This is a genomic window from Pseudoclavibacter sp. CFCC 13796, from assembly GCF_008831185.1.
In the GTDB taxonomy this organism is placed as follows: Bacteria; Actinomycetota; Actinomycetes; order Actinomycetales; family Microbacteriaceae; genus Pseudoclavibacter_A.
In genome coordinates, this window is sequence record NZ_WBKD01000001.1 from 1,599,718 (window position 1) to 1,617,477 (window position 17,760).

15 protein-coding genes and 1 pseudogene are annotated in these 17,760 nt (G+C 64.2%); 4 read left to right on the plus strand and 12 right to left on the minus strand.

What is annotated here, in order from left to right:
* Window positions 1-117 precede the first annotated feature (117 nt).
* Complete coding sequence (locus F8O07_RS07175; RefSeq protein WP_158031399.1) at window positions 118-591, plus strand: hypothetical protein; 474 nt, start codon at window positions 118-120, stop codon at window positions 589-591.
* Between the two features lie 74 nt (window positions 592-665).
* Window positions 666-1,595, plus strand: a complete 930-nt coding sequence (locus tag F8O07_RS07180) for a hypothetical protein (RefSeq protein WP_158031400.1) — start codon at window positions 666-668, stop codon at window positions 1,593-1,595.
* A 563-nt stretch (window positions 1,596-2,158) separates the two neighbouring features.
* On the opposite strand, the gene F8O07_RS07185 is transcribed toward F8O07_RS07180, so the two are convergent.
* The 5 genes and pseudogenes from F8O07_RS07185 to F8O07_RS07210 all read right to left on the minus strand — a co-directional run bounded on the left by F8O07_RS07185 (window position 2,159) and on the right by F8O07_RS07210 (window position 6,558).
* Window positions 2,159-3,037 carry a HipA domain-containing protein gene (locus tag F8O07_RS07185; protein WP_225733258.1) on the minus strand — a complete coding sequence of 293 codons (879 nt, stop codon included), beginning with the start codon at window positions 3,035-3,037 and terminating at the stop codon, window positions 2,159-2,161.
* A 150-nt stretch (window positions 3,038-3,187) separates the two neighbouring features.
* A pseudogene (locus F8O07_RS10695) lies at window positions 3,188-3,493 on the minus strand (HipA N-terminal domain-containing protein); the annotation flags it as partial.
* On the minus strand, window positions 3,486-3,701 hold the full coding sequence (locus tag F8O07_RS07195; protein WP_158031403.1) for a helix-turn-helix domain-containing protein: 216 nt from the start codon (window positions 3,699-3,701) through the stop codon (window positions 3,486-3,488). The pseudogene F8O07_RS10695 and the gene F8O07_RS07195, both read right to left, overlap by 8 nt.
* Window positions 3,702-4,614: 913 nt before the next feature.
* The gene (locus F8O07_RS07205; protein ID WP_192496690.1) at window positions 4,615-5,316 is read right to left on the minus strand and encodes a glutamine amidotransferase; all 702 of its coding nucleotides are present in this window, start codon (window positions 5,314-5,316) and stop codon (window positions 4,615-4,617) included.
* Window positions 5,317-5,340: 24 nt separating this feature from the next.
* Window positions 5,341-6,558, minus strand: a complete 1,218-nt coding sequence (locus F8O07_RS07210) for an alpha/beta hydrolase family protein (RefSeq protein ID WP_158031404.1) — start codon at window positions 6,556-6,558, stop codon at window positions 5,341-5,343.
* A gap of 121 nt (window positions 6,559-6,679) precedes the next feature.
* Here F8O07_RS07210 and F8O07_RS07215 point away from each other — a divergent pair, with 121 nt between their 5' ends.
* Entirely contained in the window at window positions 6,680-7,090 is a 411-nt protein-coding gene (locus F8O07_RS07215; RefSeq protein WP_158031405.1) for a nuclear transport factor 2 family protein, read from the plus strand.
* Between the two features lie 21 nt (window positions 7,091-7,111).
* On the opposite strand, the gene F8O07_RS07220 is transcribed toward F8O07_RS07215, so the two are convergent.
* From F8O07_RS07220 to aceE, 7 genes are all read right to left on the minus strand, one after another.
* Complete coding sequence (locus tag F8O07_RS07220) at window positions 7,112-7,660, minus strand: PadR family transcriptional regulator (RefSeq protein WP_158031406.1); 549 nt, start codon at window positions 7,658-7,660, stop codon at window positions 7,112-7,114.
* A gap of 121 nt (window positions 7,661-7,781) precedes the next feature.
* The gene (locus F8O07_RS07225; RefSeq protein WP_158031407.1) at window positions 7,782-9,023 is read right to left on the minus strand and encodes a beta-ketoacyl-[acyl-carrier-protein] synthase family protein; all 1,242 of its coding nucleotides are present in this window, start codon (window positions 9,021-9,023) and stop codon (window positions 7,782-7,784) included.
* A 189-nt stretch (window positions 9,024-9,212) separates the two neighbouring features.
* Window positions 9,213-9,461 (minus strand): acyl carrier protein, encoded by a 249-nt coding sequence (locus tag F8O07_RS07230; protein ID WP_158031408.1) that lies wholly within the window; start codon window positions 9,459-9,461, stop codon window positions 9,213-9,215.
* A gap of 68 nt (window positions 9,462-9,529) precedes the next feature.
* Window positions 9,530-10,567: a beta-ketoacyl-ACP synthase III gene (locus tag F8O07_RS07235; protein ID WP_158031842.1), complete on the minus strand. Its 1,038-nt coding sequence runs from the start codon at window positions 10,565-10,567 to the stop codon at window positions 9,530-9,532.
* A gap of 50 nt (window positions 10,568-10,617) precedes the next feature.
* Complete coding sequence (locus F8O07_RS07240; protein WP_158031409.1) at window positions 10,618-11,556, minus strand: ACP S-malonyltransferase; 939 nt, start codon at window positions 11,554-11,556, stop codon at window positions 10,618-10,620.
* Between the two features lie 96 nt (window positions 11,557-11,652).
* On the minus strand, window positions 11,653-12,915 hold the full coding sequence (locus F8O07_RS07245) for a PucR family transcriptional regulator (RefSeq protein WP_158031410.1): 1,263 nt from the start codon (window positions 12,913-12,915) through the stop codon (window positions 11,653-11,655).
* Window positions 12,908-15,634, minus strand: a complete 2,727-nt coding sequence (gene aceE, locus F8O07_RS07250; RefSeq protein WP_158031411.1) for a pyruvate dehydrogenase (acetyl-transferring), homodimeric type — start codon at window positions 15,632-15,634, stop codon at window positions 12,908-12,910. Before aceE ends, F8O07_RS07245 begins: the two co-directional genes overlap by 8 nt.
* Before the next feature lie 380 nt (window positions 15,635-16,014).
* On the opposite strand from aceE, the gene F8O07_RS07255 reads away from it, so the two are divergent.
* Window positions 16,015-17,757, plus strand: a complete 1,743-nt coding sequence (locus F8O07_RS07255) for a phosphatase PAP2 family protein (RefSeq protein WP_158031412.1) — start codon at window positions 16,015-16,017, stop codon at window positions 17,755-17,757.
* Window positions 17,758-17,760: the final 3 nt, after the last annotated feature.

A 17,760-nucleotide genomic window follows, 5' to 3' on the forward strand; every position in this document is an offset into this window, starting at 1 on the left:
CTACCTTCACAGCAGCCTGTCGCCGGCCGACCGGGAGGAGATCATCCGACTGCTCTTCGCCCCATCGTGGCTAGGCGCCCGTGAACCGCTGATGAGCCAGCAGTCCACATGCCTAGTATGAGCACATTCGACCCGACCCAGCATCCCCGCGGCAACCAGGCGACCGGGCACGCCGGCCAATTCGCCGCTAAACCGCAGAGCGCAAGTGAGATCGCAATCGAACCGGGCGCTGAAGTTCTTGTCGGCGACTTCGCTCTCAACGGCGTCACCTATCCTGATGCGCGAGTGACATTCTCCGGAACCGAGGACAGCGGTTCCGTCGTCCTCTGGAACGATGAGGGCGAAATCGCCGACATCTCAGTCAACATTCCTGGAGCGACCCCTGCCGAGGGGTGCATCTTCGTCAAGAATTGGTCCGAGAATGCAGGGATGCTGGAATCGCTGGAAAGCGCCGGCATTGGCACACGAACTGGCAGGTATGTAGAAACCGGGTTCGTGTCCGCGCCCGAATTACGGCTCAACCGGGCGGTACCGACAAGTCCGATTCCGGGATCCTCTCGAGCAGGAGACACCGCGATCACGTACGGCTAGAGCGGCGTCGATTTTGTGGACAACCATCCGAACGGCCAGACACGCACCATGCAGTAGCCGCGCACATGCCGGGCATGAGCGCATTCGACCCGACCCAGCATCCACGCGGAAACCAGAGCACCGGCCACGGCGGCCAGTTTGCAGTCAAAGCCCAGTCCGGCTCAGAGATCAGCCTCGGCACCGGCGGCCGCGGTTCCATCGAGGGCATGCTCTGCCACCGGGAGGCGGGCCGAGCAGAGACCATCCTCTTCGACCCGATGATTCGTGAGAACGAGGCCGACGGGTACACAATCCACAGTATGACGATCAGCCACCGGCACGGTGACCTCAATGGCGCTGCCGGTGCGCTCGTCAACTTCCTGAAGGTCGACGCGGGAGAAGAGGGGCAGGACCGGGTCACAGCGCTCCTGCGCGGACAGACCGAACGCAAGGTCACCCTGCTCTCACATGGCGAGTCCGGTGCACTGCGAGTGATCGAAGGGCGCGCGATGGACATCGACGGCACTGACTATGTCCTGTTGAAAGGCAGCAGGAAGCAGGCCTACCGGGTTGACAGCCTGAACGTCATCGACGCTGTCGACGGCTACGGGCACACCACGCAGTTCGAGTCCAGCGTGCACAGAGCTGCCGCAGCCATCCCGAGCATCGAGCGTGCCACAGTCGACGACATCCCCATCGACAACGGTACCGCGCACGACCAGGTCGCAGCAGTCTTCATCTACAACGCCCCGAACTTCACCGGCGACCGCAGCGGACGCGGTTCCATCATCTACGCAACCGACATCACCGAGGACGGCGACGACCCCATCATCAACGGTGCCTTCGTCTTCCCGCCGGAATCCGGGCTCGTCAGCGAACACGGGTCCATCCGTCTGTCTGCGCTTCAGACGACGGGCGGCCGAGTCTCCAGCATTCAGCCCACCTTGTTCAGTGAGGCCCTGCAGTACGGCGATGACGTCAACTCCGGCGCTCGCAACATTGCCGAGCTCTACGCGGAACTATGACGATCAGCTCAGCAATTTCGTCAGCAAAAACTCTTCCTCGGGTTGCTGGAATCAGGACAAATCGGGATAATCGGCAGTACCTTGTATACGCGGGCGTATCCGCTGGATGCCAGTAAAACAAAGGGGAGAGAGGGCCTGGCAGGCTCTCTTGATCGGTAGAGTCAACGGGCGACGGGAAATAACCCTTGGTCGTGGGTTCAAGTCCCACACGCCCCACGTTCTGCCCCGGTATCCTGCGGATCTTTCCTCGTCACAGAGGAGCGCAGATGCGCTCAGGCAACAAAAATCTGCTCTCACGTGCCTTGCCCGCCGAAGTATCCCGATTTGCCCCGTTGGATTCCGGCGCCTTCTGCGGCCCGCATAGGGGCATGAGACAGAACGGCACCGGCATCCAGCGACTCCTGCCATCAACGAACTCGCAGAGCTCCTCAACATCTCGGTGAAGACCATCAGGCGTCTGCGCATGCGTGCGACTGGCTCAGATCGGCGGATCGCTGAGATGGCGGCCAGAAGGCGTAGCGGCCTGCCTCGTGTTCGCGGGTCGACTATCCGCGCACTGTGGCTCAGCTGCGCGCTTGTGGTCGCAGCCGGAACGTCTCGCGCACGCTTGCGTACAGGGGCGAGTTCTCCTGTACTGCCTCAACGGTGCGGCCCAGAATGCCGGTGTCGTCGAGGGCTTGGAGCTCTCCGGCCTCGGCCTCGAGTGCTGCGGCGAGGTTCGTGACCGTGTCCTCCACGATGCGCTCGGATTCGTCACGTGGCACACCGAGCGTCCGTCCGGCTTCGACCAGCGCTTCCGGGAGGATCTGACGAAGATCATAAGTGCCGCCGAGTCTCAGGCTTGACAGGATCTTCCTGTCGTCGTCTGCGTGGATGTACGGCGCGTAGGAAACCACGTCGTACATCGGTGCCAGCCTCACCGTGTCTCCGTCGAGCAGCAGGGAGTAGTTCTTGGCGTGTGCGTCGGTGTTGAACAGGAATGTATTAGCGACGACTCCGCGCAGAAAGTCACGCGACGCCTGTAAGGAGTCGTCAGCTGTCAGCTGGGCTCTGAACAGCTGGGCGATGTCCCCGAGCCCGGGACCTCCGTCGCTCTGGTATTTGTGGGCTGGGTCGATGCCGATCGCCTGGCAAAGGTCCTCCTGGTGCCGGCGGTGGACGGTTCCGTCACTGCCCTGGTACCTGTCGTAGCGTCGAGAAACGATCGCACGCACCGACTGGTCGGGTGCCTCCCAGATGTCGGTGTCGGCGGCGGGTATGCCGGCTCGGGCGAGTGCTCTCAGACATAGCAGTTCGACTAGGTCGGATTTCGGGAATGCAGCACCATCGCGTGGCAGTGGTTTCAAGATGTACGTTGTGGGCTGGGTGCGATCGGGTACAGCCCAGTCGCTGGACTCTGTCTTGACGAGGGCGAGTTTGGGCTGGGCACCTGCGATGCTCATTCGCTGTGTTTCGGGTGCAGGGGTGCCGCTGCGGTAGGTGTCGATCACTTCATGGAGCGCCTGGGCGAGTTCGCTGTCGCTGATCGGGCTCGGTGGTGTGCTGGTACTGAGGCTGTCCTCGACGGTCTCACCGGGTTGCACGATCTGGAGCGCCCCGGCGACATCGTGTCCGACATGCTCCAACAGTGCAAACGGTGAGTTGGCTGACACCCGGTAGCGTGTCGCCATGGCTGACAGCGCCTGCGCGTTGTCCGGCAGCAGCCCCTGCAGGAATGATCGCACGACCTTGTTCTTATGGCGTGTCTTCGACACTGGCATAGACAGCTACAATGGTGTTGCATTCTCCCGCTGTGTGTATTCGGTGTCGTACTCGAATGTCAGGTTGCCAGCCCCGGACATGTGTAGGTTCCCGATCTTCACGCCGTCCATGTGCACGTCGAGTCGGCGGTCAGTCATCGTTCACCTCTAGGTGGGCATCAAGTGCGTCGAGCACGGCCATGATCAGCCGTACGTTGGCCGCCGGTTTGCCGAGCTCGAGCTGGGCAAGCCAGCTGCGCGACACGTGAGCCTTAGCGGCGAGCTGATGTTGAGTGAGGCCGCGTTGCTCGCGAAGTGTCGCAACCCTGCCACCCAGCATGCCCATTGTCTTCAATGGCCGTCCCATCGCACTCTCCTATGTACACGTTCGTAAACAATGCCTATTGTACACGCTCGTGAACAATATGAAATGTATATGTTCGTGTACAGCCCAGTTCTGTAGCGTCGCTATCAGGCCGAGTGAGACAGCCATTCCGCAGACAGGAGCGTGCGCCAGATCACAGCCACATCAGTGTTCATGAACATGTTCGACCACCTGCTCAGACGGCGTACGAGCGGTTCAAGGAGGCTCGCGCGGCAATTGTCCTCACCCATTTGCCGCAGGGAAAGCGAGAGCCGCTGGTCAAATCATCGCCTTCACACGCCGGCGACGATGTTGAGGCAATCAGCCAAGAACTCGAAGCCCAAGGTCAGCCGTCAATTGCAGATCTCGGACGGATCCAAGTAAGAGGCACCCTCAGCTGGTGGAGACTTCACCGCAAGCGGAAGAACATCCTTGCAAAACTCGGCTGACAATCATCGAATCTGACGCAGACCGTCGGCTCAGAACTGCACCATTCTCTCAAACAACGCCTTGGGCGACAGTGACTTTCCTCGTCTGACTGCGATCAGAACGGCAACCACGAAAACCACGACGTAGAGCATCAGAGTAGTTGTCCAGTAGCCGTCTCTCGAGACGACAAAGAGCGTGAGAAGTATCGCCCAGACGAGTGGATACAGCAAATACCATGAGATCGACCTCAGTGAGGCTCGCCGGTCTTCTTCCTTATCTTCATTGCCGGCAGCTGAGGGGCCTGATCGAGATCTTCGCCCTCGGGCCACCAGACCGACCGCAGGGATTGCCACGATACCGACGACGCCTGTGACCCAGCCCGATGCTGGAGCGCCCAATACGATCAGCAGAATTCCCGTTCCGGTGAGCAGCCCGCCCGCCAAGCACACAAACGCGAGAGTCCGACTTGTAGCGATCGGCGAGCCGTTCATCGGGCCGCACCGTCGAGCCACGTCTCCACGACCGCCCTCGCGGCCGCAGCCAATGCAGGCCCGACTGCCACGGCATCCGCTCGAATCGACCGCGGATCGAACCCCTCGGCAGCGAGCTCATGTGCGTGCCCGATCAGCCAGCGCTCTATCTGCGCGGCATCGGCTTCGAGATGAAACTGCAGAGCGAGCACGTTTCGGCCCACGCTAAAAGCCTGATTCGAGCACGCATGCGAGACAGCCAGATGCTCGGCCCCTGCCGGAATGGCGAACTCGTCGCCGTGCCAGTGCAGCACGGGGATGCCGTCCAGCGGCCGCAGCGCAGAGTCGCGACCCAGCGCCGTGAGTTCGATCGGCGCGTATCCGATCTCTTTGTGCGGCATTGGCGTCACCGACGCCCCAAGAGCGTGAGCGATCAGCTGAGCTCCGAGACAGATGCCGATCAGGGGCTTTCCCGCACGCAGCCGGGCAGATATCGCAGCCTGCTCATCACCGAGAAACGGGTAGACATCGGTGTCGGCGACCCCGATCGGCCCGCCCAGCACGACAACTAAATCCGGTGCCAGCAGGTCGTGAGACGTGATCTCGTCGATGCCCGCATCAACGTATTCGACGTTCCAACCACGTCCACGGAGAACCAGCTCGATGACTCCCAGGTTCTCAAAGGCCACATGTCGAATGGCCACCGCACGTCGCATCATGCCTGCGAGCATAGAACGGTCAGATTAGTATCGCGAATCCCTAGCCGGCATCTGCTCGTCAAGCCAGTCGAACATGCGCTGCGCGGTCAGAGTGCGGGCAAGAGGCTGACAGTGCTGATCGGCGCCCTCGTCGGCGGTGAAGTCGATCAGCGTCGAGACGGCAGGCGCGAGCTCTGCGAGCCGTGCCGACTGCCCCGGCCAGAACTGCTCGCCCTCCGGGCTCGTGATGAGCAGGGGAGTGCGAATCTGCCCGGCGACCTCGGTGAGATCGTACGTCTGAACGGCCCGAATCGTCTCGGCATAGCCAGAGGTACCGTAGGGCCTGGCCCGAAAACGCCAAGTGCGTGCGGTATCAGCCGAGAACCGCATGCCGATCGTCATCTCCTGGTCAAACTTCTCGTCGCGACCGGCCTCGAGCAGCCTCACCAGATGGGCCGGCAGGTGTTTGAGCCACGAGTCGGCCACCGAGACCACCCCGGGATCGACGATCGCCGCAGCGAACCGATGTTCGAAGGCCAACGCGCGAGGCACCCAATAGCCCGCCTGGCTGATGCCGTACACACCGATGCGCTCTGGTTGCACGCCCTGACGCGCCGAGAGCATCTCGTAGACGGGCGTGAGCACATGCTCCCAGTCAGGACGAAACGTGGTTGCGGCGTCGAACAGCATCGACTGCTGCCCGGGCCCGTCGAACATGAGCACGCGGTAGCCGCGTCTGAGAGCCGCTGCGGTGCATGACGCCCAGACGGATGCATGCGAACCGTCGCTGCCGTTCACGGCGACCAGCGTGGCGCCGTTCGAGATGCTGGGCTCCGGCTCGAAGAGCCAGCCGGGCAGCGTGGTGCTCTCGTAGGGAATCTGCAGGTGCGCGACCTGATGCCCACAGCGCGCAACGAACGACTCCCACGCCTGCAGCTGCTTCGCGAAGGTCGGGGCCAGCTGCGAGGTGTCGGCCAGTGCGCTGATCGCGTTCACGGCAACGCCGAAATAGGTTGAAGCACGCAGCCACGCCTCGGCCGCGCTCACAGAGTGCCCGTTCTGATCAGCGTGCCGTGCGATCTGCGAGGCGCGGTCGCCCAAACCATGCCAGGCGAGGAACCATGCCTCATGGTCGGAGGCCTTGACTCCGGTCACAGCCGCCAGTACCTCGCCCACGTCTGCCGCGCGTTCGACGCTTGCGCCGATCACACAGCGAATCTCGTAGTCGCGATCGGAGGCTCTGCTGAAGGCAGGGGATTTCATCGATGTCGTGTGCATGGTCGCCGTCCCAACGCGTCAGGCGTGCACGTCGATGTGCACGGCTCGGTGTCCCAAAGCTGATCTGCTGTTAGCATACGGGCATCCCGTGTCAGAGAGGCAACCGATGACAGCAGATGGTTCACTCACGTCGGTACAGCGCATTCGAGACATGTTCGCCGAAGTCGTAGTCGCGAAGAACGCCGAACTCATCGGGCACTACTACGCCGCCGATTTCGAGCTCTTCTCCAACGGCATGGTGCAGAGCTATGAGTCATTCGTCACAGAGCACCGCAAGGTGTACGCGACCGACGTGCAGTATCAGATCGAATACGACGAGTCGGCATGGTGTGACGCGGCAGACCGTGTCGCCGGGCGCCTCTTGATCACGACGTCCTGTCCTGATGAGCCTGCCACTCGTATCGAGGTGGTGTTCATCGCAGCGATGCGGGCGGGGCTCATCACCCGGCTCTGGGAGACGACCTGGCCGAACTGGTCAGATCTCACAGAGTTCGCGAACTATCGCACTGATGACTGATGACGCAACGACTGCCCGGGTTCAGGCGCGTTTGGGCGGACGACCCCGCCGCGGGCGCTCCTGGTCGATCGGGAACGCCGTCGGCGTGCGTGCCGCCTGCTGAATGACCTGGCGCAGCCAGTTCGTCTCGGCGTTGAGCATGCTGTGATACCCAAGCCAGACCATGCTGGTGATCGGTTCTGGCAAACCTTCAAGCGGGGCGGTCGAGCGCTGCAGACAGGCCTCGAGATGCCGTTCGGCGACGGCTTTGCCGTCGACCGAGGGCAGAGAGAGCGCAAGTGACACCTTGCGAATAGTGTCGAGCGCCGACGCCCCGTCGTCCACCGACTCAAGCCATCGATCGAAGACCTCACGCCCGGCGTCGGTGGGTTCGTAAAGCACCCGGCCGTTCTGGGGTGCGCCGAACTGCTGCACGAGTTTGTCGCGGCCGAGCCGTTCCAGAGTCGAGTAGATCTGGCCGGCATTGACGTCCATGAGACCTGCCGTGCGGCGCAGCAGTTCGCTGCGCAGCTGCGTGCCATAGCAGGGCGACTCAGCAAGGATGCCGAGGATGCCGAAGCGTACGACCATGTCTCCTCCTCATCCAGCAGTCAATGATACCGGGTGAGTGCGGCGTTCCTGCTCAGGCGCAGGGTGTCAGTACACAGACCGGTGACGGCGCAGGGCCGCCCGGTGCTTCTCGCACGCGCGATCAGACGCTGCGTACGCCGACGACGGCGTTGTGCCCGCCGAACCCGAATGAGTTCGAGATCGCGAAGAGCTGGCCCTCGTCAGGCAGCTGATGGGGTGCTCCGGTCGGTGCGAAGAACGGCGTCTCGGGATCCTGCTGGTCGAGGTTGATCAGCGGGGGAGTGACCCGATCCTGCACCGCCTTGACGGTGAAGACCGTCTCGAGCGCACCGGTGCCGCCGAGCAGGTGCCCCGTGTTGCCCTTGGTCGCGGCGACCGGGATGCTGTCGAGCGCATCGCCCAGCACAGCGTGCAGGGCTTTGTACTCGGCGGGGTCGCCGACCGGCGTCGAGGTCGCGTGCAGGTTGATGTGGCTGACGCTCTCGGGCGTCTCGCCCGAGTTCTCCAGAGTCGCCCGCACGGCACGAGCGGCGCCGAGACCCTCAGGGTCGGGTGAAGTGATGTGGTACGAGTCAGCTGTGACTGCACCGCCGGTGATCTCGGCATAGATGTGCGCGCCACGAGCCAGGGCGTGCTCTTCGCTCTCGAGCACGAGCACCGCGGCGCCCTCGCCCATGACGAAGCCGTTGCGTTTCACGTCGAGCGGGCGTGACGCGTGCTGCGGGTCGTCATTGCTCTTGCTCAGCGCGCGCATCGATGCGAACGCGGCGAGCGGCAGCGGGTGGATGGTCGACTCGGTGCCGCCGGCGATGACCACATCGGCGTAGCCCTGCTGAAGATGGTCGTAGGCGTTGACGATCGACTCGACCGACGATGCGCATGCGGAGAGCACGGTGCGAGCGAAGGCCTGCGCCTGGAACTCCAGTGAGATGGCCGCGGCTGAGGCGTTCGCCATCAGCATCGGCACGGTCAGCGGCATGACGCGGCGAGGGCCGCGCTCCCGCAGCGCGTCATAGGAGTCGAAGAGCGTCCACACGCCGCCGATGCCGGTGGCGAAGTCGACGCCCAAACGAGTCGGATCGACCTCGGGCGCGCCGGCATCCTGCCAGGCCTCGCGCGCCGCGACGATCGCAAGCTGTGTCGACGGGTCGTTGCGTTTGACCTCGACAGGGGTGAGCACCTCTGCCGGGCGCACCTTGGCCTGACCGGCGAAGCGCACCGGCAGGTCATACTTCTCGACCCAGGGCTGGTCGATGGTCGAGACTCCGGATTCACCGTTGAGCAGCGCCTGCCAGGTCGAGGCGACGTCTCCGCCGAGCGGATTGGTCGTGCCCATGCCTGTGACGACGATCTTCTTCTTCATGGTCTCTCCGTGTCTCAGATGTCTCTTGGGGGAACGGCGCCGATCGTGTCGGCGCCAATATCTCTGACGGGCGTTTGTGACGCTGCCGTCGGGCGGCGGGCGCGGCGACGCGTCCAGATGTGGATGCGCGTCGCCGGCGCCGCGAGTGGGTGGCCATGCACCTTTGGTGACGGCCGGGGTCAGCCGAGCCTACTTGCTGGCGTTGACGATGAAGGTGACGGCGTCGCCGACGGTCTTCAGGTTCTCGATCTCTTCGTCGGGAATCTTCACGCCGAACTTGTCCTCGGCGTTCACGACGATGGTGGTCAGCGAGATCGAGTCGATGTCGAGGTCGTCGGTGAACGACTTGCCCATCTCGACGTTCTCGGCGGGAACACCGGTCTCCTCGTTGATCAGCTCGGCCAGGCCCTTGAGAACCTCATCCTGAGTGTGTGCCATTTTCTTCTCCTTCTGTGTGTGACGAAAGCCCGGTCGGGCTGCCGCGATGCGAATATCGCCGTTTGAGACTAGGGGAGCGCCACGACCTGTGCGCCGTAGACGAGCCCAGCGCCGAAGCCGATCTCGAGCGCAAGGTCGCCGCTCTTGACCTCGCCGGCATCGATCAGCGCACGAGTCGCGATCGGAATCGAGGCCGCGGAGGTGTTGCCGCTGTGTGCGATGTCGCGCGCGATCACCACGCTCTCGGGCAGCTTCAGCTGTTTGGCGAACTCATCGATGATACGCATGTTCGCCTGGTGGGGAATGAAGACGTCGATGTCATCAGGGGTGAGACCTGCCGCCTCAATGGCCTGCCGTGCGATCTTCGCCATGTCCCAGACCGCCCAGCGGAACACCGTTCGCCCCTCTTGGCGCAGCGTCGGCCAGCGGTTGATCTGTTCGCCGTCATGCTCGCCGAAGCCGGTGGCCTCGCCGTACGCGACGCCGTCGCGGTACTCGAGCAGCGAGTTGGTCATGTGGATGGTCTTCCAATGCGAGCCGTCGGAGCCCCAGACCGTCGGCGAGATGCCTGGAGTCTCGCTGGGGCCGACCACTGCAGCGCCTGCGCCGTCGCCGAGCAGGAACGAGATGGAACGGTCGGTCGGATCGATGACGTCGCTGAGCTTCTCTGCGCCGACGACGAGCACGTTGTGCGCGAGGCCGCTGCGCACCAGCGCGTCAGCCTGGCCGATGCCGTAGCAGTAGCCGGCGCACGCGGCCGAGATGTCGTAGGCGGCGGCCGGCGTCGAGCCGATCTGATCGGCGAGCCAGGCCGCCAGCGACGGGGTCTGATACGGGTGTGTCACCGTGGCGACGATGACGGCGTCAATCTCGGTCGGGTCGATGCCTGCGTGCTCGATGGCCTGCTTCGAAGCGGCAAGCGTGAGATCGCTCAGGGTGACCTGGGCCGAGGCGCGGCGACGGTCGATGATGCCGGTGCGCTGGCGGATCCACTCGTCCGACGACTCGATGGCCTCGACGAGATCGTCGTTCGTGACGACCTGGTCGCCTCGAGCTGCTCCGATGCCGCGGATGCGAGCGTACTTGGCTCCTTCAGCGGTGCGCATGACTGTGCTCAATGCCGTGTTCCTCACTTCGTGTTCTGCGGTTGCGATGATCAGTCGTCGAGGTGGTCGGCGATCAGGTCGGCTGCTGGTGCCAGATCGTCGGGGGTCACGATCGCCTTGCTCGGCAGCCCCCGCAGTTCGCGTTTGGCCAGTCCGACGAGGGTGCCTCCGGGCAGCAGCTCGACCATGGCGGTGACGCCGTGCTCGACGAACGAGGCCTGGTCGGCGTCCCAGTGCACGGGCGAGGCGACCTGGCTGATGAGCAGATCGAGGTAGCGCTGACCGTCAGGCACGACCGTGCCATCGGCGTTGGTCCACAGTGGCCCGGTGGGGTCGCTGGTGCCGAAGGTGTCGCGCAGGCCGAGCAGGTGCTCGCGGGCCGGCTGCATGTAGGTGGTGTGAAAGGCGCCCGCCACCGAGAGCGGAATCACTCGGGTACGAGCCGGGGGCTCCTCGACCAGCTTGGCCACAGCGTCCACCGCGCCAGCGGCGACCAGCTGGGCTGCGCTGTTGAAGTTCGCGGCGGTCAGGCCGAGCGCGTCGAGACGGGCGAGCACCTCGGTGCGGTCGCCGCCGATCACGGCTGCCATGGTGGTCGGCGTCGCCGCCGCGGCCTGTGCCATCGCCTGGCTGCGTTCGCGCACGAAGCGAGCGGCGGTCTCAGCGGTGAACACACCAGCCAGAGCTGCGGCGGTGATCTCGCCGACGGAGTGCCCCGCGTAGCCGAACGGTGCCGAGTCGACTCCACGAGCGGAAAGCTCGGCCGTGAGCGCCTGAGCACTGATCAGACTGGCGGCCACGATGAGCGGCTGTGCGATCGCGGTGTCACGAATCGTGTCGGCGTCAGAGACGGTGCCAGCCTCGACCAGATCGATGCCGGTGGCCGTCGAGAGCTGCTCGGCCAGTTCGCGGAGTTCGGGACGTTCAAGCCACGGCGTCAGAAAGCCGGGCTTCTGTGAGCCCTGTCCAGGGCAGGCGAGAAGAATCATCGTCTCCATCTTTGTCGACACAGACCCCAGTATTGTGTGGAGAATCCGCACGAAATCACTTGGAACCCTTTAGCGGGAACCGATAAACGGCCGCAATCACTCATGCGTGTCGTTAATGGCACCGAGAATCAGTGCCGTCTGCAGAATGAGCGCGTCGCGTGGCTCGGTCGGATCCCAACCGACCACCTCTGCGATGCGACGCAGCCGATAGCGCACCGTGTTGGGGTGCACATAGAGAGCCCGAGCCGTACCCTCGAGCGAACGACCGCTCTCGAGATAGGCGCGCAGCGTGCCGAGCAGGTCGGTGGTCTGCTGCACCAGAGGCAGATAGGCGCGCTGAATCAGCGTGACGCGTGCCAAGGGGTCGCCGGCAAGCGCACGCTCGGGCAGCACGTCGTCGGCGAGCGTGGGCCGCGGTGCCGACTGCCAGCCGGCGACCGCGGTGAAGCCGGCCTGGGCTGCCTGGGCCGAGGTGCTCGCCTCGAGCACCGTTGGAACAGGCGGGCCGATGACGATCGGGCCATCGCTGAAGTGCGACATCAGACCGCTGACGACCCGCTGCACTGAGAAGGCCGCCGAACGTTCCACACCCTCTTCGTGCTCTGATTCAGCGAGCACCAGAACGAGCCGATCTGCCTGCACGCCCACAAGCAGCTCTGCACCGAGCTGACGGGCCTGACGGCGCAGCTGGTCGAGATCGGGAACGCCGTGCACCGAGGCGATCACGGCGTTGACCTCTCCGACGGCCTGCCAGCCGAGTGCGGCCACGCGGCTGGGCAGCTCATCGGCCGACTCACCGTTCAGCACCGAGTCGACCACCAGTGCCTCCAGGCGGTCGTCCCACTGCCCACGCGCCTCGGCCGCCTTCGCATACACATCTGCGGCTGCGAAGGCCACATCGCGCGAGTAGGTGAGAAAGGCGAGTCGCAGCTCGGGGTCGTCCGAGGTGAACTGCTCCTGCACGACCGAGATCACGACCTGCACCAGTTGCAGCGTCTGCTGCAGCGAGACCGACCGAATCAGCTCTCTCGGAGCGTTGCCGAAGATGTCGGCCGCGACCCACGCATCCGTATGAGGATGCGATGCCTCGGCCGACGTCGGCTCGCTCTCGGCGGTGCCGGAGTCGCTCGGGAGGCCGCGATTGGCGAACCAGTTAATGAACGACTGGATGCCAGACTGGGCGACCAGACCGATCGCCGAGCGCCGGGCGGGCGGCAGCGCAGCGTACCAGGGCAGGGTCTCGTCGAGACGCTGCAGCGTGGCCGTCGCCATCTCTCCGCTCACTGAGCGCAGTCGGGTCAGCGTCTGTGAACGATCGCTGGCCCGACTGCCACCGCCCGCGGCGGTGTGATCACTCATGCGCTGATTCAGCCTCGATCTCGGGTGACGGGATGTTCAGCAGGTCGTAGCGAGTGATGGCCTCGGTCGCGGCCTGTCGGCTGACGACGCCCTGTTCGGCGAGCTGCTGCAGCATGCGCACCACGATCGACTCAGCGTCGATCTTGAAGTAGCGGCGGGCTGCGGCGCGGGTGTCGCTGAAGCCGAAGTCGTCGGCGCCCAGCGTGGCGAAGGGCTGGTCGACGAACTGGCGGATCTGATCGGGCACGGCCTTCGTGAAGTCGGTGACCGCGACGATCGGGCCCTTCGCGCCGCGCAGCCTCTCGCTGACGAAGGCGGTCTTCGGCGTCTCTTCGGGGTGCAGGAAGTTATGCTCCTCGGCGGCGACGCCGTCGCGACGCAGCTCGTTCCAGCTGGTCACCGACCAGACGTCGACGTTCACGTTCCAGTCATCGGCCAGGATCTGCTGCGCCTGCAGCGCCCACGGCACGGCGACGCCCGAGGCGAGAATCTGCCCCTGCGCCTCGCCGCGAGGAGCAAGCGCCACGCGGTGGATGCCTTTGACGATGCCCTCGACGTCGACGTCTTCCGGTTCGGCAGGCTGCTGAATCGGCTCGTTGTAGACGGTCAGGTAGTAGATCACGTCGGGGTTCGGATGCGTGCCGCCGTACATGCGGTCGAGGCCGCTCTCGACGATGTGCGCGATCTCGTATGAGTATGCGGGATCGTACGTGATGACTGCGGGGTTGGTCGACGCCAGAATCGGGGAGTGACCGTCAGCATGCTGCAGGCCCTCGCCGGTCAGCGTCGTACGACCGGCTGTCGCCCCCAGCAGGAATCCGCGGGCTCGTGCGTCGGTCGCCGCCCAGAGCACGTCGCCGGTGCGCTGGAAGCCGAACATCGAGTAGAAGAGGTAGACCGGCACCATGATCTCGCCCTGCGTCGAGTACGACGTGCCGAGCGCCGTGAACGCAGAGGCCGCGCCGTCCTCGTTGATCCCGACGTGGTAGATCAGACCCTGCGGGCTCTCTTTGTATGCCAGCAGCAGCTCGCGGTCGACCGAGGTGTAGTGCTGGCCGTGCGGGTTGTAGATCTTCTTCGAGGGGAAGAATGAGTCGAGGCCGAAGGTGCGTGCCTCGTCGGGCACGATCGGCACGAATCGCTTCTCCCAGCCCTTCTGCGCCAGCAGATCTTTGAGCAGACGCACGAAGGCCATCGTGGTGGCGACCTTCTGCTTGCCCGAGCCCTTCTTGACCGAGCCGTAGGCCTTCTTGGGCGGCAGGTCGATGTGGGTCGGGTGGTTCTGGCGATCGGGGATGTAGCCGCCGAGCTCTGCACGACGCTCGCGCATGTACCGAATCTCGGGAGCGTCGTTGCCGGGGTGGTAGTACGGGGGCGCCCAGTGATCTTCGGCCTCGATCTGTGCATCGCTGATCGGAATGCGCATGTGATCGCGGAAGGTCTTCAGGTCGTCGACCGTCAGCTTCTTCATCTGGTGCGTGGCGTTGCGGCCTTCGAACGAGGGGCCGAGGCCGTAGCCCTTGATGGTGTGAGCGAGGATCACTGTGGGCGACCCGGTGTGCTCCATGGCTGACTTGTAGGCCGCATACACCTTGCGGTAGTCGTGACCGCCGCGCTGCAGCGCCCAGACCTGATCGTCGGAGTAGTCCTTGACGAGTTCGAGGGTGCGCGGGTCGCGCCCGAAGAAGTTCTCGCGCACATATGCGCCGTCTTCGGTCTTGTACGTCTGGAAGTCGCCGTCTGGGGTGTCGTTCATGAGCTTGACGAGTGCGCCATCGGTGTCACGCGCAAGCAGTTCGTCCCACTCACGGCTCCAGACGACCTTGATGACGTTCCAGCCCGCACCGCGGAAGAACGACTCGAGCTCCTGGATGATCTTCGTGTTGCCGCGCACCGGCCCGTCGAGTCGCTGCAGGTTGCAGTTGATCACGAAGGTCAGGTTGTCGAGCTGGTCGTTCGCTGCGACCTGGAGCAGACCGCGTGACTGGGGCTCGTCCATCTCACCATCGCCCAGGAACGCCCAGACGTGCTGCTGCGAGGTGTCTTTGATGCCGTGGTTGTGCAGGTATCGATTGGCCTGCGCCTGGTAGATCGCGTTCATCGGGCCGATGCCCATTGAGACGGTCGGGAACTGCCAGTAGTTGTCCATGTGCCGCGGGTGCGGATACGAGGGAAGTCCGCCCGGCACTGAATGCTCCTGACGGAAGCCATCGAGCTCTTCGCTGCTGAGACGCCCCTCGAGGAACGAACGAGCGTAGATGCCAGGAGAGGCGTGACCCTGCATGAAGATCTGGTCACCACCGCCTGGATGATTCGGCCCGCGGAAGAAGTGGTTGAAACCGACCTCGTAGAGCGCTGCCGACGACGCATACGTCGAGATGTGCCCACCGACTTCGATGCCCGGGCGCTGTGCGCGATGCACCAGCACGGCGGCGTTCCAGCGGATCCAGCGACGGTACTTGCGTTCGAGCTCTTCATCACCGGGGAAGGCCGGCTCGTTCTCGGTCGCGATCGTATTGATGTAGTCGGTCGTGGGGATCATCGGCACGTTCAGCTGCAGATCTTTGGACCGCTTGATGAGACTCATCATGATCTCACGCGCGCGACCGCGACCGTGGGCCGATACGAGCTCGTCGAGCGACTGCTGCCATTCGCGCGTCTCGTCCACATCACTGTCGACGTAGTCGGGCTCGTACGGATCCTGGCTGTTTACCGCCATCAGTTCCTCACCTTCGTTTGGTTGTTGACCACAGATCAGTGTAAGGGAAGCGACAAGCATCCCAGTGGCTTCGCCGAGCAACCGAATACGATCTGATCGCTTCGGGGATGCGCGGCTCGCGCCGGCGGGAACGCCACAGCAGGTGCCGGAACGCGTCGAACAGCGCGTCACCACTCCACTGTGGAAAGACCCTCTCAGTGTACGGGGTGAACGTGGCCTCCCTGACACGGTGCCCGACGCCGTGTGAATTCACCTGCTCGCTACCTCCCGGTTGCCGAAGCAGCACCCACGCGACGTAACTTGCTTCGTGTCGCGAGCCCACCTGAATCTCACCTGGACCCGCGCTCAGACACACTCCCGATGAAAGGTTCAATCTGAGCATGCGTTCCTCAACTCGACGCCAACATCCGAAGACCGCCGCGGGCGGCGTCACCCGTGCACTGCTCGCCTTCGGCGCAGCCAGCGCTCTCGTGGTCGGCGGTCTCCCGCAGATCGCCTCGGCCGCCACTGCACACCCGAGCGATGACACGAAGCCCGACCTCGTCGAGAACCTGGCCGGGTTCAGCGAACTCTGGAAGTCATCCGGCGTCAACGATCTGCACGGCGAGGTGCTCAACGCCGATGCACTCAAGCACAACGACGAGATGACCAGCTGGATCAACCAGAACGCTTCTGCCGATCAGCAGTTCCGCGCCCTGCAGAACGCCCAATACGACAACGACGGCAAGAGCTACGACCAGTCGGTGTCAATCGCCGACGGCCTGGGCAAGAGGCTCGGCGCCATCTATGTGCAGGGCCGGCAGCACGGCGAGCTGCCGCTGACCAGCGCGCTGATCAACAGCGAGAACGGCACGACCGGTGCGTACGTCGGAACCGGAGCCGCGAAGACGCACTTCAGCTACCCGCGCCCGTTCCTGTCCGTCGACCCCGCAGCTCAATCCGTGGCCGGAGACGACGCTGAGTGCAGCCCGGCGCTGGTCAACGGGTCGTCGCTCACCGGCATCCGCACCAAGGGCATCGGCCCAATCGACGAGAACGGCAACCTCAAGATCACGCGCGTGCCGGTCGCCACTGACACGACACATCAGTTCTCAGACAACGATGTGGTGCTGAACCCCGGGTACGGTCAGAAAGGCATCTGCACCGGCGGGGCGTTCCCCAGCGGTCACACCACCACCGCATACCAGGCCGGGCTCACGCTCGCGACCCTGTTGCCGGAGCTCGCACCCGAGATGCTCGCTCGCACCTCTGAAGCCGGCAACAACCGCATCGTGCTCGGCGTGCACTACCCGCTCGACATCATGGGCGGCCGCATGAACGGCGAGGCCGCGCTGGCCTCGCGCTGGGCCGACGACGACTTTCGCACCAAGGTGCTCGAGCCCGCTCGTGCCGAACTCGTCGCCTACCTCGAGAAAGGCTGCGGCGCCGCGCTCGACACCTGTATCGAGAACGACACCGCATACAGCAACACGCCGTATGCAGGAAAGCAGATTCCCGGCGGCACCGCTCAGCAGGTCACCGATCGCACCTCGGCCGTGGCCGTCTACAAAGAGCGCATGACCTATGGCTTTGCCAAGGTCGGCAAGAGCGGCCAGGCCGCATCGGTGCCGGCGAAGGCCGAGTCGCTGCTGCGCACGACTTTTCCCGACCTCACCGACGACCAGCGTCGCGCCGTACTGGCTCAGACCGAGATCGAATCGGGCTATCCGCTTGACACGACCGCGACCACGAAAGACGGCGACGCCGACGCATCATGGCAGCGTCTGAACCTCGCGGCGGCCATGTCAGCCAAGGTGCAGGTGAATCTCGACCAGACCGTCAGTGTGCTGAGCACGGGCACCACGGCTGAGGTCGTCAAAGAGGCACCGGTCGTGACACCTCCCGATGACAACGGGAACACCGGCGACACCGGCGACGAGAACCCCGCTCCTGCCAACGACTCGAAGGATCAGCAGCCTGCCGAGCAGGAGCAGAACACCGCGACGAACCAGGCCGCAGGTGAGTCAGGCAGGCTCGCTCGCACCGGCGAGGAGTTCGCTCCGCTCTGGATCGGCGCCGCTCTGCTCGCTTTGGGAGCCACCACCCTGGTACTGCGTCGTCGCGTCAGCGGACACCAGCGCTGACCC